Source organism: Baekduia sp. (genome assembly GCF_035996765.1).
Taxonomy (GTDB): Bacteria; Actinomycetota; Thermoleophilia; order Solirubrobacterales; family Solirubrobacteraceae; genus Baekduia.
Genome location: NZ_DASYJG010000062.1, coordinates 1 through 14,713, shown reverse-complemented (window position 1 = coordinate 14,713; position 14,713 = coordinate 1). Strand labels below are relative to the sequence as shown.

13 protein-coding genes are annotated in these 14,713 nt (G+C 68.9%); 6 read left to right on the top strand and 7 right to left on the bottom strand.

Features of this window, described 5'->3' with window-relative positions:
• Nucleotides 1–5 precede the first annotated feature (5 nt).
• A complete protein-coding gene (gene infC, locus VGO10_RS14175) occupies nt 6–740 on the bottom strand; it encodes a translation initiation factor IF-3 (RefSeq protein WP_327469397.1) in 735 nt (244 codons plus the stop codon).
• A gap of 151 nt (nt 741–891) precedes the next feature.
• Between infC and VGO10_RS14170 the strand changes: the two genes are divergently transcribed.
• Genes VGO10_RS14170 through VGO10_RS14160 form a run of 3 tightly spaced genes read left to right on the top strand, consistent with a single transcriptional unit; the run spans nt 892 to nt 3,173 of the window.
• The gene (locus VGO10_RS14170; RefSeq protein WP_327469395.1) at nt 892–1,974 is read left to right on the top strand and encodes a GGDEF domain-containing protein; all 1,083 of its coding nucleotides are present in this window, start codon (nt 892–894) and stop codon (nt 1,972–1,974) included.
• Nucleotides 1,975–2,007: 33 nt separating this feature from the next.
• The gene (locus tag VGO10_RS14165) at nt 2,008–2,337 is read left to right on the top strand and encodes a PadR family transcriptional regulator (RefSeq protein WP_327469393.1); all 330 of its coding nucleotides are present in this window, start codon (nt 2,008–2,010) and stop codon (nt 2,335–2,337) included.
• Nucleotides 2,334–3,173 (top strand): hypothetical protein, encoded by an 840-nt coding sequence (locus VGO10_RS14160; RefSeq protein WP_327469391.1) that lies wholly within the window; start codon nt 2,334–2,336, stop codon nt 3,171–3,173. The genes VGO10_RS14165 and VGO10_RS14160 overlap by 4 nt, the downstream gene beginning before the upstream one ends.
• Here VGO10_RS14160 and thrS read toward each other — a convergent pair.
• Nucleotides 3,170–5,119, bottom strand: a complete 1,950-nt coding sequence (thrS, locus tag VGO10_RS14155; protein ID WP_327469389.1) for a threonine--tRNA ligase — start codon at nt 5,117–5,119, stop codon at nt 3,170–3,172. The genes VGO10_RS14160 and thrS overlap by 4 nt on opposite strands.
• A gap of 108 nt (nt 5,120–5,227) precedes the next feature.
• On the opposite strand from thrS, the gene VGO10_RS14150 reads away from it, so the two are divergent.
• Nucleotides 5,228–6,334: an aminotransferase class V-fold PLP-dependent enzyme gene (locus VGO10_RS14150; protein WP_327469387.1), complete on the top strand. Its 1,107-nt coding sequence runs from the start codon at nt 5,228–5,230 to the stop codon at nt 6,332–6,334.
• Nucleotides 6,335–6,337: 3 nt separating this feature from the next.
• On the top strand, nt 6,338–7,849 hold the full coding sequence (locus tag VGO10_RS14145; protein ID WP_327469385.1) for a glycosyltransferase: 1,512 nt from the start codon (nt 6,338–6,340) through the stop codon (nt 7,847–7,849).
• Between the two features lie 24 nt (nt 7,850–7,873).
• Here VGO10_RS14145 and VGO10_RS14140 read toward each other — a convergent pair whose 3' ends face one another.
• Together VGO10_RS14140 and VGO10_RS14135 are read right to left on the bottom strand one after the other, a co-directional pair.
• On the bottom strand, nt 7,874–9,301 hold the full coding sequence (locus VGO10_RS14140) for a MopE-related protein (RefSeq protein WP_327469383.1): 1,428 nt from the start codon (nt 9,299–9,301) through the stop codon (nt 7,874–7,876).
• An 87-nt stretch (nt 9,302–9,388) separates the two neighbouring features.
• The gene (locus VGO10_RS14135; protein WP_327469381.1) at nt 9,389–10,282 is read right to left on the bottom strand and encodes a hypothetical protein; all 894 of its coding nucleotides are present in this window, start codon (nt 10,280–10,282) and stop codon (nt 9,389–9,391) included.
• Between the two features lie 109 nt (nt 10,283–10,391).
• Here VGO10_RS14135 and VGO10_RS14130 point away from each other — a divergent pair, with 109 nt between their 5' ends.
• Nucleotides 10,392–11,654: an MrcB family domain-containing protein gene (locus VGO10_RS14130; RefSeq protein ID WP_327469379.1), complete on the top strand. Its 1,263-nt coding sequence runs from the start codon at nt 10,392–10,394 to the stop codon at nt 11,652–11,654.
• A gap of 327 nt (nt 11,655–11,981) precedes the next feature.
• Here the strand turns inward: VGO10_RS14130 and VGO10_RS14125 are convergent, their stop codons facing one another.
• The 3 genes from VGO10_RS14125 to VGO10_RS14115 form a co-directional block, all read right to left on the bottom strand.
• Complete coding sequence (locus VGO10_RS14125; protein WP_327469377.1) at nt 11,982–13,364, bottom strand: protein kinase domain-containing protein; 1,383 nt, start codon at nt 13,362–13,364, stop codon at nt 11,982–11,984.
• Nucleotides 13,361–13,795, bottom strand: coding sequence for a hypothetical protein (locus VGO10_RS14120; protein WP_327469375.1), 435 nt, complete (start codon nt 13,793–13,795; stop codon nt 13,361–13,363). Before VGO10_RS14120 ends, VGO10_RS14125 begins: the two co-directional genes overlap by 4 nt.
• 406 nt (nt 13,796–14,201) lie before the next feature.
• On the bottom strand, nt 14,202–14,713 hold a 512-nt coding region (locus tag VGO10_RS14115), incomplete at its 5' end, for a hypothetical protein (RefSeq protein WP_327469373.1).

The following is a 14,713-nucleotide window of genomic DNA, read 5'->3' as shown; positions in this document are numbered from 1 at the left end:
CGCCGCTAGGAAGCGGCGGGCGCTTCGTCGTCGGCAGCCGCGGGTGCAGCCTCGACGGGAGCTTCTTCTTCGGTGACCTCGGCAGCGGCGGCTTCGGTCGGGGCCGTGGCGGCCTCGGACTCACCGTTCTCCGGTGCTTCGGCCTCTGCCTCAGCCGGCGGCGCCGTGCCGCCGTCGATCGTGCCGGCGAGCACGGCCTTGGAGGGACCGAGCATCATCGTCATGTTGCGACCGTCCAGGTTCGGACGCTGCTCGATGATCGCAAGCTCGGCGAGCTCCTCGGCCAGACGGTCCAGGATCATGCGCCCCCGCTCGGGGTGCGTCACCTCGCGGCCACGGAACATGATGGTGATCTTCACCTTGTCCTTGTGGCGCAGGAACCGCTCGACGTGACCCTTCTTGGTGTCGTAGTCGTGCTGCGCGATCTTCGGCCGGAACTTGATCTCCCGGATGACGATCTGCTGCTGGTGCTTCTTGGCGGCCTTGACCTTCTGGGCCTGCTCGTACTTGTACTTCGAATAGTCCAGGACCCGGCAGACGGGCGGACGCGCTTCGGCGGCCACCTCGACCAGATCGAGATCACGCTCCTGCGCGTAGCGCAGGGCCTCATCGGTCTTCATGACGCCGATCTGCTGGCCGTCATCGCCAATGACCCGGACTTCGGGTACACGGATGCGCTCGTTGACGCGCGTCGTGTCCCGCTCGGGCGGGCGCCGGTCGAACCGTCTCGGAACCGGCACTAGCTGTTCTGTCGGCGGGTCATCAAGACCGCGGCGCCGACCATGTCGTGATGCAAGTCAACGACACCGAGTATAGACGGATCGTCCACGCATCCGCCACCCGTCGTCCGCGGACCTTCAGGACCGTCCTGGGATGCCGACCATCCGGGACGTGGCAACCCGCTTGCTCACGCCCCCTGCCCGCACACGCGCGCGACAGGCTGTCCGGGCCCTTCGTGAGGCCCCAGACCACTACGCGCTGATCGATCAGCGTCGCGCCGGCCACCTGGCGGGATTCCTGTTCTGCTGCGCCGGCGTCCTGGCGGCCGTGATGCTGACCTTCGACCCGCCGGACGCGCCCGGCCACGGCGGTTGGCTGCCGGCCGCGATGCTCATCCTGCTCTCGTTCGTGAGCGGGCTGGCGATGATCCTCAACCGGCGCACGATGCGCACCAACCAGCTGATGGCCACCGGGCTGTCTGGGCCGGTCATGCTGGCCGCGCTGCAGTGGCTCACCGACGGCGAGCCCGCCTACGCCCAGCTGCTGATCCTCTCCGTGCTGTGGTCGGCGACCGTCCTACCGCCGCTGCGCCTGGCTGTCATCGCCGGCGTCGATGCCACGGTCGTCTTCCTGCCGAGCCTCTACAGCACCCATGCGAGTGTGGTGGTGCAGGACATCGCGACGATCGGGATCGTCTGGACGCTGGCCTGCGTGTGCGCGATCCATGCCGAGCGGATGCGGCGCATCCGCCGCACGCTGGTCGACGAGCGCGTCGAGGCCGACGAGCTCGCCCGCGTCGACGCGCTCACCGGTCTGGGCAACCGCCGCGCGCTGGACGAAGCGCTCGTCGCCCAGGTGGCGCTGGCCGCCCGCACCGCCCGCCCGTTGGCGGCGCTCGTGGGCGACCTGGACAACTTCAAGCAGATCAACGACCGCTTCGGCCACCACGGCGGCGATCGCATCCTGCAGCACGTCGCCGCCGTCATGCGCGACGTCGTCCGCGCGCCCGACAGCTGCTTCCGGTGGGGCGGTGACGAGTTCGTGATCCTGCTGGCCGAGGCCGATCTCGCCGAGGCCCAGGAAGTGGCCGCCCGCGTCGCGATGGCCATCGCGGCCCGCTGCTTTGCCCCCGACGGCACGGCCATCGGCATCACGATCGGCACCGCCGAGCACGCCACCGGGCAGAGCGGCAGCCGCCTGCTGGCGATCGCCGACGACGCGCTGCTGGCCACGAAGGCCGGCACGCGCGCTTGACGACCTGTCGATGATCGACATATAATCGGGCGGATGGAGTTCCGCACGCCGAGCTACTTCGCCCTGGCCGCCCTGATCGATGGGCCGTTGCATGGCTACGCGATCGTCCGCCGCGCAGCTGAGCTGTCCGACGGCGCGGTTCGCCTGTCGACCGGCACGCTCTATGCGCTGCTGGACCGGGCGCTGGAGGGCGGGCTGATCACCGCCGGCGAGCCCTACGTCGAGGGCGGTCGCCAGCGCCGCGACTACGCGCTCACCCCCGCCGGCCGCACCGCGCTGGACGCCGAAGCCCAGCGGTTGGCGCACGCATCCCGGACGGTGTCGCGACGGCTGCGCGCCACCGCGCGGGTGGCAGCGCGATGACACGCGACGGCGTGACGTGCATGGCGCTGACGGCCTATCCGCCGGCGTTCCGCGACGCACGCGGCGACGAGCTGCGCGCGACGGTGCTCGATGCGACCGACGGTCGCCGGGTATGGCACTTCGCGCGCGAGATCACCGACCTCGTCCGAGCCGGCCTGCGCGTCCGCGCCGTGCACACCGCGCGGGTCGGCCCGGCGCGCCTGATCGCCGACGGCGCGTGCCTGGCCGCCGCGTGGACCCTCACGCTGGACCTCGCCACGCTGCTCGGCCAGCGGGTCCGCGGCGAGCAGGACGCGCTGCTGGCGCCGTGGTCGATCGCGCTGCTGGCGGTCGTCCTAGGGCTCGTGCTGGTTGGCTTCGACCGTCTCGGTGGGATCGGCGCGCTGGTGTGGATCGCGACGCGCACGCCAGCGTTGCTGCACGACATCTCGGTCAGCGAGGCGCTGCTGGCCACGATCGTGCCGGTCGCCTGCTTTGCCGTGCTGATCGCCGCGCCCCGGCGCCGGCGACCTGACGCGCGACGCCTCGCATGGCTGGCGCTGCCCGTTGCGCTGGCGGCCGTGCTGGGCCCGCCGCCATGGGAGCAGAACGGCTTGCTGGTCGCCTTCGTCTGGCTGGCGGCGCTCTCGACCTTCATGGCCGCGGCGGTCCTGCTGCCCACCGATCCGCGCCTCGCGCTCGCGGGCGCCTTCCCCCTGGCTGCGATCACCATGAGCGTCATCGGCCGTCCGGGCGCGGCGACGCCCATCGCCATCGCGGTCGCCGCCGTGGCCCCCGGGACCGTCGCCGTCGCCGTGCTGCGCACGCGGCGGCTGCAGCGCCGCGCGACTGGCTAGGCCTGCGGGCTGAGCACCGGCTCGGCGTCGCGCTCGGCCGCGATCTCGGACGCGATGCGCGCGACGAACTCCTCGACGGTGAAGGTCCCCTCGTTGCCGCCGCGGTGGCGGCGGACGGAGACCGAGCCCGTCTCGGCCTCGCGGTCGCCGACGATCAACATGTAGGGGATCTTCGCCAGCTCCGCCTCGCGGATCTTGCGGTTGACCGACTCGACGCGGTCGTCGAGCTTGACGCGCAGGCCGGCGGCCCGGAGTGCGTCAGTGGCCGTGCGAGCAGCGTCCTCGTGGCGGCTGGCGATCGTCAGCACGATCGCCTGGGACGGGGTCAGCCAGAGCGGGAACTCGCCGGCGTAGTGCTCGATGAGGATGCCGATGAAGCGCTCGAAGGACCCCAACAACGCACGGTGGATCATCACCGGGCGGTGCAGCCCGTTGTCGCTGCCGATGTAGGTGGCATCCAGGTGCTCGGGCATCTGGTAGTCGAGCTGGACGGTGCCCAGCTGCCACGAGCGGCCCAGCGAGTCGCGCATGTGCAGGTCGATCTTCGGCCCGTAGAAGGCGCCGTCGCCGGCGTTGATCTCGTAGTCCAGACCCTGGCGCTTGAGGGCGTTCTCCAGTGCTTGTTCGGCCTGGTCCCAGGTCTCATCAGAGCCCAAGCGCTTGGCGGGCCGCGTCGAGAGCTCCAGCTTGGGCTCGAAGCCGAACAGCCGGTAGAGGTCGAAGCCGAAGTCCAGGCAGCCGACGACCTCGTCCTCGATCTGCTCTTCGGTGCAGAAGATGTGGGCGTCGTCCTGGGTGATGTGGCGGACGCGCATCAGGCCGTGCAGCGTGCCGCTGGGCTCGTGGCGATGGACCAGGCCCTGCTCGCTGAAGCGGATCGGCAGCTCCCGGTAGGAGCGCCGCACGTCCTTGAAGAGCTGGACGTGGCCCGGGCAGTTCATGGGCTTGAGCGCCATCGGCCGGTCCTCGATGTCCGTGAAGTACATGTTGTCGCGGTAGTTCTGCCAGTGGCCGCTGGCCTTGAACAGCTCGACGTCCCAGAGGATCGGCGTCTTAACCTCCTGGTAGCCGCGCTGGCGGTTCTCGGTCCGCCACAGCTCGGTCAGCGCGTTCCAGATCGTCATGCCCGGGGGCTGCCAGAGCGGCATGCCGGGCGCCAGGTCAGAGAACGTGAACAGTCCGAGATCCTTGCCCAGGCGGCGGTGGTCGCGCGCGCGGGCCTCCTCGAGCATGTGGAGGTAGGCGTCGAGCTCCTTCTGCTTGAAGAACGCGGTGCCGTAGACGCGGGTGAGCATCTGACGGTCGGAGTCGCCGCGCCAGTAGGCGCCGGCGACCGACTGCAGCTTGAACGCGCCGATCCGCTTGGTGGTCGGCGCGTGCGGTCCGCGACACAGATCGGTGAACGGCCCGTTGGTATAGAGGCTGACCGTGTCGACGCCTTCGTTCTTGACCAGGTCCTCGATCAGCTCGACCTTGTAGTCCTGGCCCTGGTCGCGGAAGCGCTCCAGCGCGTCGGGCACCGAGACGACCTCGCGGACGAAGGCCTCGTCGGCGGCGACGTGCTCCTTCATCTTGGCCTCGACGCGCTCGAAGTCCGCGTCGGTGAACTGCGCGCCCTCCGGGAAGTCGAAGTCGTAGTAGAAGCCGTTCTCGATCGCCGGGCCGATCGAGATCTTCACGCCCGGGTAGAGCTCCATCATCGCCGCGGCCAGCACGTGGGCCGTGTCGTGGCGGATCAGCTCCAGCGCGTCCTCGCCGGACCGGTCGGTGATGATCTCCAGCACCGCACCGTCAGGCAGCGGCTGGGAGAGGTCCTGCGTCGTCCCGTCGACCTTCACCGCGAGGGCCGCCTTCGCGAGCCCCGGTCCGATCGAGGCCGCTGCGTCGGCGCCAGTGGCGCCGTCGGCGAGCTCGAGCTCCTTGCCGTCCGGGAGGGTGACCTTCATGGGGCCCATCCTAGGAGAACGTCCGAGCGCGCCGCGGCGGGCGGTCCTGCCCGCTGGCAGGGATGCCAGCCCGCCCACCCCGCCGGGTGCTCTCGTAAGGTGCGGTGCATGGACGCTGCCCGCCTGCGCGCCGCCTTTCCGGTCCTGGAGCGCACCGCGTACCTCAACGCCGGCACCTGCGGGCCACTGCCGGCCGCCGCGCAGCGCGCTGCGGCCGAGGCGTGGCGGTTCGGGATCGAGGAGGGTCGCAGCGGCGCGTTCTACGAGCGGCTGATGCCGATGTCCGATCAGCTGCGGGAGCGCTACGCGGGCCTGCTGGGCGCCGCGCGGCCGGAGGACGTCGCGCTGACGGCGGGTACGAGCGACGGGTGCGGGCGCGTCGTCGCCGGACTGGCGCTCGGCCCCGGCGACGAGATCGTCACCGCCGATGACGAGCACCCGGGCCTGCAGGGGCCGCTGATCGCCGCCCGGCTGCAACGGGGTGTGACGGTGCGGGCCGTACCGCTGGCCGAGATCCCGGAGGCGGTGAGCGAGAACACCAAGTTGATCGCGTGCTCGCATGTGTCGTGGCACAGCGGGGCGGTCGCGCCGATGGCGGCCATCGTGGCCGCCGCTCGCGGGCGCGACATCCCGGTGCTGCTCGATGGGGCTCAGGGCGTTGGTGCGGTGCCGGTCGACGTCGGCGCGCTCGGCGTGGCGGCCTACGCGGGCTCGGGCCAGAAGTGGCTCTGCGGGCCGGTCGGCTGCGGGATGCTGTGGATCGCGCCGGAGTTCGCAGGGCGGATCGCCGCGCCGGCGCCGGGCTATCGCGGGGTCGCCGACCACGACGTGGGCCTGGCGTCCGGGCTCGTCGAGAACGCGCTGCGCTACGACATGGCCTCGCAGGATCTCGCCACGATCGCGGCGGCCACGGCGGCGTTCGACATCCTCGCCGAGCCGGGGTTGGCCGCGGTGCAAGAGCGAGCGATCGGGTTGGCGGCGTCGTTGGCGTCGTCGCTCGCTGCTGCCGGCTTTGCTGTGTTGCCACGTGGCGAGACGACGCTTGTCTCTTGGACGGTGGAGGGTGGCGACGAAGCGGCGGTTGCGGTGCGCGATCGTCTGCAGGCCGCCGGGGTGACGATCCGCAACCTCCCGGGGACCGGGCGCTTGCGCGCGTCGGTTGGTGCGTGGAATGACGAGGATGACGTGCAGCGGCTGCTCACGGCGCTCGTGTAGGTGATGTCCAACGCGTTGCCCAGCGTCGCGGTCCTGGTTGCCGCCTATGACGCCGAGCCGTTCGTCGGACAGGCGGTGCGGTCAGCGCTGGCGCAGGATTACCCGGCCGACCGGCTGCATGTTGTCGTGGTTGATGACGGCTCGGCCGACGCGACGGCCGCGGTGGTGGCAGGGATCGCCGACGACCATCCCGGTCGGGTGACCTTGGTGCGCCAGGAGAACCGCGGCTCGGTCGCCGCGGTCAACCGTGCGGCGGCCGAACGGGTGGCGGTCGAGGCCGATCTGCTGGCGATCCTCGATGCTGATGACGCGTGGCCGGCGGGCAAGTTGGTGGCACAGGCGTCGGTCTTCGCGGAGCGTCCGGAGGTCGGGCTCGTCTACACGGACATGCGGGTGATCGACGCTGACGGCGCGGTGCTGCAGGAGTCGTGGTTGTCGGACGCGCGGCCGCCGACCGGGCACGGGCTGTCGACGTTCCTGCGCGAGAACCTCGTGACGGGTTCGTCCATCGTGGTGCGCGGGACGCTGCGCAACGTCCTCTTCCCCATTCCGGACGAGATGGCGTGGGCGGACTGGTGGCTGGCGGCGCGGGCGGCGCAATTCTCGGAGATCGCCTACCTGCCGATCCCGCGGACGCTCTACCGCTTCCACGCCACCAACATGTCGCTCGGGGCCGAGGGGCCCGCGAAGCTGCGCGAGTTGCGCAAGGGCTTGGCGCTGCAACGGTGGTTCCTGCGCCGGGTGCGGGCGGAGGAGATGACGGTCAGGGAGCTTGAGCAGTGCTGGGACGCGTTTGCGCGGCTGGCGAGCGAGGCGCTGGAGGTGGCGGGGACGCCGTTCGTGGCGCTGGTTGACGTGACGGAGGACGACGCCCGCGCGGCGCAGGATCTGGCAGCTGACGCACAGGCGCAGTTCGTCGGTGCTACCTCATCGTCGCCACCCATGCCCTCGGCATCGAGGGACGAATCAACCGCACATATGCCGGTTCAGTCGTCGCTCGACACTCGAGATCTCCACATATCTCTCGCAACCGCGGTGCGTGCCGCGGCGGCCGACCCCTTCTCCGGGGCGGCCCGCGGGGTGCTCAGCGCGGTACGCGCGGCGCTGCCCGACGGCATCGGCCCCTACCCCCTGCGCGGTGCGCGGCCGCTCGTCGCCTGCCTCGACGCCGATGACGTCGTCCGCGATCCGGACGTCCTGGGGGCGTGCGCGGCGGCGCTCGCCGATCTCGACGACGTCACGATCGCCGTCGACGCGTCGACCTTCGATGCCGAGGAGGCCGCCGCGCGGATCTCGGCGCTGGCCGAGGAGCTCGGGCTTGCGGATGACCCGCGGTTGGATCTCGCGCTCGTCACCGGTCCGTTGGACGAGCTCGGCGCGGCTCGGTTGTTATATGGCTTGACCGTGCGCTTGTGCACGCGCCGCCACGACGACGACACGCCCTGGTTCACGCCCGCCGACGTAGCCGGCGCCCGCGCGCTGCTGCTCAGCAGGCGGGCGGCGTCGTCCAGCTGACGTCGGGCGGCGCACCGAGCTTGCTCAGCAGCTCGGCAGCGTCGCCTTGGTCACCGGGTTGACGCAGCTGGTCTGACGCTTGGGCGCCTTGCCCGCGCGGATCGTGAGCCGCTCGACGCGGATCGCGGTCGCAGCGCCGGCCTCGGCCCGCAGCTCCAGGACCGTCCCGACGGGCAGCTTGGCGGTCTTGAGCGCGGAGGCGAAGGACACCATCTTGCTCGCCCGCGCCTTCGCGCTCTTGTTCGCAAACGGGCAGCCTTTGGCCTTCTTGGGGGTCTTGCATGTGAGCGTCACGGTCGCGCCGGCGGGCGCCCCGGCCAGCGCGAGCTTGCGGAAGATGGTGGTCTTGGTCCCCGCGGTCTGGGCGGTCGTCAGCGTGAACGTCGGCAGGAGCAGCGAAGCCGCCAATCCGTCGCAGTTGTCGTCCTTGCCGTTGGCGGGGATCTCGGTCGCACCGGGGTGGACGGCCTTGTCGTGGTCGTCGCAGTCGGGGCCCACCGGGCTGCCGTCGCCGTCGGCGTCGGTCGTCGCGGCCGTGTTGGGCCCGCCACCGCCGAGCGCCACCGTCTCGCTCTGCACCGACTCGCACGAGTCCGAGGCGTCAAGCTGGTCGGTGGTCACAGCGTCGACGCCGTCGCCGCAGGAGATCAGATCGGCGACACCGTCGCGTGCGGCGATCGTGTCGTTGTCGGCCCCGCCGACCAGCAGGTCGGCGCCCCCGCCTCCGTCGATGGTGTCGTTGCCGGCGTTGCCGTAGAGCAGGTCGTTGCCGACCGAGCCGATCAGCGTGTCGTCGCCGGTGCCGCCGTCGACGCGCTCGATGTCAGCGCCGACGTCGTCGGTCTCTCCGACCGAGCCGTCGTCCGCACCGCCCGCGCCGATCGTCACCCGGACGGGTGACGTGTAGGCCGCGTAGCTCAGCGCGTCGATGCCGCTGCCACCGCGGTAGGTGTCGACGCCGAGGTTGGCGGTCAGCGCGTCGTCACCGGAGCCGCCGTCGAGCTTGTCGTCGCCGAAGCCACCGTCTAGGACATCGTCGCCCTCGTCGCCGAAGAGCAGGTCGTTGCTGGCGTCGGCCCCGCGCAGCGTGTCGCGGCCGGGACCGCCGTGGATCTCGGCGTGCATGCCGATGGGGATGGTCGGGTTGGCGACGATCTGGTCGTCGCCGGGACCCAGGTTGATGACGAGGCGGGTGATGAAGTCGACCGCGCAGGTCACGTTGTTGCCGTTGCCGGTGCAGCCGAGGCCGGGCGCCAGGCTCTCCCCCGCGGTCCGGTCGATCCCGAGCTTGCCGGCGGTCAGCTTGTAGCCGATGGTGTCGGCCGGCGTCTCCGCAGTCGAGGTGACGGTGATGGTGTCCGCGGCGGTCTTGGCGACCGTGATCGCGGCGGATGCCGGGCCCGCTGTGCCGAGGGCAGCAGCGAGCGCCAGCGGGGCGATGAGCCTGCGCATGACCGGCGAGGGTACGGGTGACTGAATTCGGACTGGACGGGAGGACGATGCGGGTGTCGACGTCCAGTTGGTGGCGTGCGTGGGTCGTCAGGCGGGCGCGGGTTCAGGTTCCGGCGCGAGCGCCTCTTCGACTTCCGGCCCCGGCGTGAGGACGGCACCCGCGATCACGGCCGTGAAGCCGACGAGGCGGGCGACGAGCGCGACGGTGCCGTCCGGCAACGGCTCGGAGAAGACGATCGGCCCCGCGGCGATGGTCACGACGTTGGCCGCGGCGCTCGTGATCGCGATGACCGCGACCGCCGGGCCGAGTTGCAGCGAGCGCGCGCTGACGACGAGCCCGACGAGCGACAGGATCGTGATCGCCGCCACCTCGGGCGTGAGGAGCGCGAGCAGCCAGCGGTCGATGAGGTCGCCCGACGCGGCCTTGATCGTCACGTCGCTGCCGCCCCAGAGGAGGCCGGCGGCGAGCGCGAGAACCGGGCCGGCACGGCGGGTGTCGTTGACGACCGCGGCGCAGGCTGCGAGCGCGGCGACGGTGAGGATCCCGACGTAGAGCCAGAGCGTCGGCGCTTCGAAGGAGCGATGCGCGCTCTCACCGGAGTTGCCGAGCGTGGCGGCCAGCAGCGCGAGGCCCGCCGCCGTGACGGCGACGCCGATCCAGTCGCGCGTGGTGACGGGGAGTTTGAAGACGCGACCCGCCAGCGGTGTGAGAAGGACCAGCCCACCGGCGATGACCGATTGCACGAGACTGATCGGCGCGAGCGACAGCGCGGCCACATGGAAGACCCAGGCGCCCGTGGCGACGACGATGCCCAGCGTCCACCAGCGGTTGGCGAACAGCGCGCCGGTCGAGCGGACGGGATGGCGCCACTGGACCGCGGGCGCGGTGACGGCGCCGCGCTGCTTGAACAGGAAGCCCAGCAGGGCGACGACCGAGCAGCAGAGCGCGAGCAGCAGTCCGAGGGCGACGGAGGGCGACACGGGCGGAGAGGTTAGGCGGCGCGGAGTCAGACGACCAAGCCATTGGCATGTGCAGCACCCCTGCTCACACCTGAAGCACGCCTCTTCCCACGCCCTAAGCTCAGCGGCCATGCCTCGGACGTTCGACGCTCATCGGGTCATCTCAGAGCTCGTAGGTACAACCATCACAACCCCTGGTCGCGATGCGCCCAACATCGTCCTCCGTGTTGACGGCCCCAACGTCATCGTCGGTACGACGACCTCACCTGCGGGTGAGCCGGTGCCCATTGCGAAGGTGCAGGAGGGTCTCGACCTCCTGTCGTCTGATGGCGAGGTGCGAATCACGCCTGAGACGTTCGGGCGCTACCGCCGCAGCTCGTTCATCGGGGCTGTCCTCGCATCGCTGCCCGGGACGGACGTGTCCGGGCTGCCGACAGTCGTCCGGCTCGCGAACGCCTCGCCATTTCGTGATCAGCTCCAACAGGCCTGCGCCCTGGCAGCTGCTCCACGCTCAACAGCTGCCACCGACGCCGCTGACCCGCTGCAGCGGCTCGTGGTCCACACCCTGCCGGCAACGCTTCGCCGCATCCTTGGTGACGAGGCGATCTACAAGGTCGCCGGCAGCGCTGGCCAGCAGAACTTCGCCTGGGCCGAAACGCCCTGGATCAGCGTCTTTGACCGTCGTGTCACAGAGACGGCGCAGAAGGGGCACTATCTGGCCTACCTCTTCCGCAAAGATGGCGCAGGTGTCGCGCTGACGCTCATGCAAGCCGTGACAGGGTCCGGTGGACGCAGTCGTCTGCTGGCCCAGGCCGAGCGATTCCGGAGGTTCCTCGACGCGACCGCCATCACCGACCTCGAGACCGCCCCTCTCGATCTCGGTGGGAACGCTCAGCGGACCATCAACTATGAGGCCGGGAACATCGTCGGCCGTTGGATGCCCGCCAACGCCATGCCGCACGACGCGCTTCTGGTGGCAGACCTTCAGCGGTTCTTGAGCCTCTACCGCCAGACGATCGAGAGGCTCGATGAGGAAGACGCCGAGGCCAGCACCGATGCTCCAGACGAAGCGCGAAGCGGCACGGAGGCCAAGCGCTACCGCTGGCACCTGCGGGCCGAAGGGCGCAACAGCGTCATCGCTCGGAAGGCGAAGGAGCACAAGGACTGGACCTGTGAGATCTGCTCACGAGCGTTCGTGGCAGAGCTCGGCGAGCTGGGAAAGCGTTGCATCGACGCGCACCATCTTGAGCCGTTCTCCCCGCTCGACGCCGGTCCGCGGAAGCTGAGCTACAAGGTGGACTTCGCCGTCGTCTGCGCGAACTGCCATCGCCTTGTGCACAGCAAGACGCCGCCCCTGTCGCCGGGTGCCGTGCGGGCGATCATCAACCCCTAGCCGGCGCATCGGTCAGCGGAGCTGCTCGCCGGCGCCCGCGGCGGTCACGTCGTCCGCAGATGGGAGCGGCGTTGCGACGAAGCTTGCAGGGCGGTTGTCGCCTCACGTATTGGCCCACGAGCACGAAAAGGCCCCGTTTCCTGGGCCTTTTGTCATGGGCGATACTGGGCTCGAACACGGAGCCGAGCCGTGAGCGCGCGGTTCTTCGCGGCGGTGAGGTGTCCTGAGGTGACATCAGGTACGGCCGCTGCGCTCAGATTGGCCCCACAGTTGGCCCCACCGGAGCACAGGCGTCGATAGTTGCAGGACAACGGCGCCGGGCCCGTGCTAACCGCGTGGCAGCCGTTCAATGAATCGCCCTAGCCAATCTGGCACCAGGCCAAGTAACTCGTCAGCGAAAGCATTGACGGCCTGGTCTGCCTGAAGGCTTCCGACAGGTGCAACACGTTCATCTACAAGCATCATCTCGTCACCAGCGGCACGTTCCCAGCCGTATCCGATGACACCAGCCAGACGCACGTTACCGTCATCGAGTAGCTCGACTATCCAGCCCACGTAGAAGACAAACGGGTTGAAGTCTGGGCCGGTGACGATGCGATCGGCCACAGGCTCCGCCCAGAGCACCTCCGGACGTCCTGCGGCTTCCATACTCTTCAAGATGTTGTTGACAAGGGTGTCGTATGTCGCGATCTCGACGGCGTCGTAATTGCCCTGAAGCTGGACATGGAGCGGTTCGAGACGCGCGTCGAGCGCACTTCGGAGGTTGTATGCCTGCTCGAGCTGCCACTCGCGCGTCTCACGCGCATTAACTTCGGAGGCAAGGCGCTGTCGCAGCCTCGCTCCGAGTTCAGACAGATCGAACGATGGCTGGCCAGGATCCGATATCACGGCACTCCAGGTTCGCAGTTCAGCAGCGAACTCGCGCATGGAAAGCCGCCGGGTTGAGTCGATGGTCGTGCATTGCTCCAAGATTCGGTCAAGCAGCAATGCCTTGGGATGAGGGCGAAGGTCAGCGACACGCAGACCCACTTGATCGGCCCGATGCTCTGTCTGCAACGGCCAGCGCTGGCCGACGGCTAACACCCAGAGCGTCTTAGCCAGCGACCACACATCGGCAGCGAAGTAGTCCACGCTGGATTGCCGTAGCAAAACCTCAGGAGCGAGGAAGTACAACGGCCCGATGGTCTCTCCCTCGGCTGTCAACGCCTGCTCGTTTGGCAGATCGACGAGCCCAAAGTCACCAACGCACCAATCGTCGGCATAGGCATACAGGTTGCCCGGTTTGACGTCACGGTGCGCAGCATCGAACTCGTCAGCAATGTCTGCAAGCGTCGTGGCGAAGCGCGCACCAGCTTCGACAAGCACATTCAACGGCGCGCCTTCGAGTGCGTCCGTTACGGGTGTGGCGATAGGCATCGCCAACCACGCACGTTCTCCCTTCTCCAGCTGGGATGGCAGGGACATTTCGAGGAGTGGAAGCACGCCGCTACGCGCGCCCAGAGACGCCTGGAATTCAGCTTCGCGGCGGAACCGCTCGTACGGCTCACTGTCCACACGACGCTGCTTCAAGATCTTTAGCGCCAGCGGCGGCGCGTCAGCATCCTCCACGCGTCCTGCCTCCCAGACCTCAGCGTTGCCTCCACTCCCGAGAAAGGACGACAGCTCCCATGGGCCGATGCGCTGGCCGAGCCGGAAGGCTGGCGGTCTCATAGCCCCCACGCTTCCATGAGTCTTGGCGCCTCGGCCGCCACGTCGATGACCCAATCTTCGGAGACCATCTGAGGTTCAACGCCTTGATCCACGCGGTACCAAGGTTGAGCGCGGGCGGGGTGAACACCAACAAGCCCGGCACTTCGGGGGTCGATGTCATGGCGATGGTTCACCCACGATCGGAAGAGATGCAACGTCGTCGGACCAATTGACTCCCCTGACGACCAATGGTGCCAATCGACACCTACGACCCGGTACAGCACGAGATGCGAGCCGCTGGTTCCTCCTTCGATGATCTTGTCCTCGGGTCGGTTGACTTCCTGAGCCAGCGCCGTAGCCCACCTAAAAGCCGCCTCATTGCCTTTGTCGAGGCGCCCTTTCGCCACTGCGTTAGCAAGGTCGTCAATCGCTGCAATCAACGGGCTCGTCATCTAGCGACTGTATTCGGCTCGGATGACGACAAGTGCCCGGCCCGGCCTAGCTCGGTCGCGCCCGTAATTCGACCCGTGCTTGCAGGCGGGTGAGGCGCTCTGAGGCGACGTCAGGAATTCACGTTGCGCTCAGATTGGCCTACGCGAGCCAATGTCGGCACCACTGGGCAAGCCATCGCGGCCCGATCTAAGGTGCCGTCACGTTAGGCGTGGATCTGTACCAGCAAGACAGACGAGTAACGGACTAGGTCGCCGGCCGCCTGGGTCGTGGCAAGCGAGATCGACTCGATACCAAAAGCAACCCCTCCGCCATGGGACTCGGCACCACGCTCCGCAAGATGCCGCTCGATAGCCGACTCGTGAGCGCTGAGGTCGCCGATGGTCTCTACGAACATCGCTGTACGAATCATGCGAGGAACCGGATTCCCGACGTGCCGATCTTGATCCGAGCCGGGAGCTGAGCGTCCGTGGCATGAGCCTCGATGATCGCCGCGCCCCTCGTGCGTACGGCATCACCAATGGGCGAGGCGAGAAGTTCCGGTGCGCAAGCCATCACCGTGCCCGAGAACTCAAACTCCACGCTCGCTCGAACGGGGCCGCGTTCGACGATGTGAAGGTATCGCTCGCTGTCGGCAAGACGAGGCTGGGGTACTGGGCCGCCAACGATTTGCCAGCGCTGCTGTTTCATGCCACAGAGTTTCTGCAGATCCCCGGACGGGGCAGTGGTGCTGCGCTGCGCATTGGCAGCAGGCGAGGTCACCGACGAGATGCAGGCCATCGCCGCCAAGCTTCGCGAGAGCTGAGGCATCGCCCCCGCCACGGCCGGCAGATCGACAATTGGCCCCACGAATTGGCCCCACAAGCACGAAAAAGGCCCCGTTTCCGGGGCCTTTGTCATGGGCGATACTGGGCTCGAAC

Excerpts from the sequence above, each read along its gene's own strand:
- VGO10_RS14120 (WP_327469375.1), bottom strand. The coding sequence starts at position 13,795 with ATGACGAGCCCGTTGATTGCAGCGATTGACGACCTTGCTAACGCAGTG.
- VGO10_RS14165 (WP_327469393.1), top strand. The coding sequence starts at position 2,008 with ATGGAGTTCCGCACGCCGAGCTACTTCGCCCTGGCCGCCCTGATCGAT.
- VGO10_RS14145 (WP_327469385.1), top strand. The coding sequence starts at position 6,338 with ATGTCCAACGCGTTGCCCAGCGTCGCGGTCCTGGTTGCCGCCTATGAC.
- VGO10_RS14160 (WP_327469391.1), top strand. The coding sequence starts at position 2,334 with ATGACACGCGACGGCGTGACGTGCATGGCGCTGACGGCCTATCCGCCG.
- VGO10_RS14140 (WP_327469383.1), bottom strand. The coding sequence starts at position 9,301 with ATGCGCAGGCTCATCGCCCCGCTGGCGCTCGCTGCTGCCCTCGGCACA.
- VGO10_RS14130 (WP_327469379.1), top strand. The coding sequence starts at position 10,392 with ATGCCTCGGACGTTCGACGCTCATCGGGTCATCTCAGAGCTCGTAGGT.
- VGO10_RS14150 (WP_327469387.1), top strand. The coding sequence starts at position 5,228 with ATGGACGCTGCCCGCCTGCGCGCCGCCTTTCCGGTCCTGGAGCGCACC.
- thrS (WP_327469389.1), bottom strand. The coding sequence starts at position 5,119 with ATGAAGGTCACCCTCCCGGACGGCAAGGAGCTCGAGCTCGCCGACGGC.
- VGO10_RS14125 (WP_327469377.1), bottom strand. The coding sequence starts at position 13,364 with ATGAGACCGCCAGCCTTCCGGCTCGGCCAGCGCATCGGCCCATGGGAG.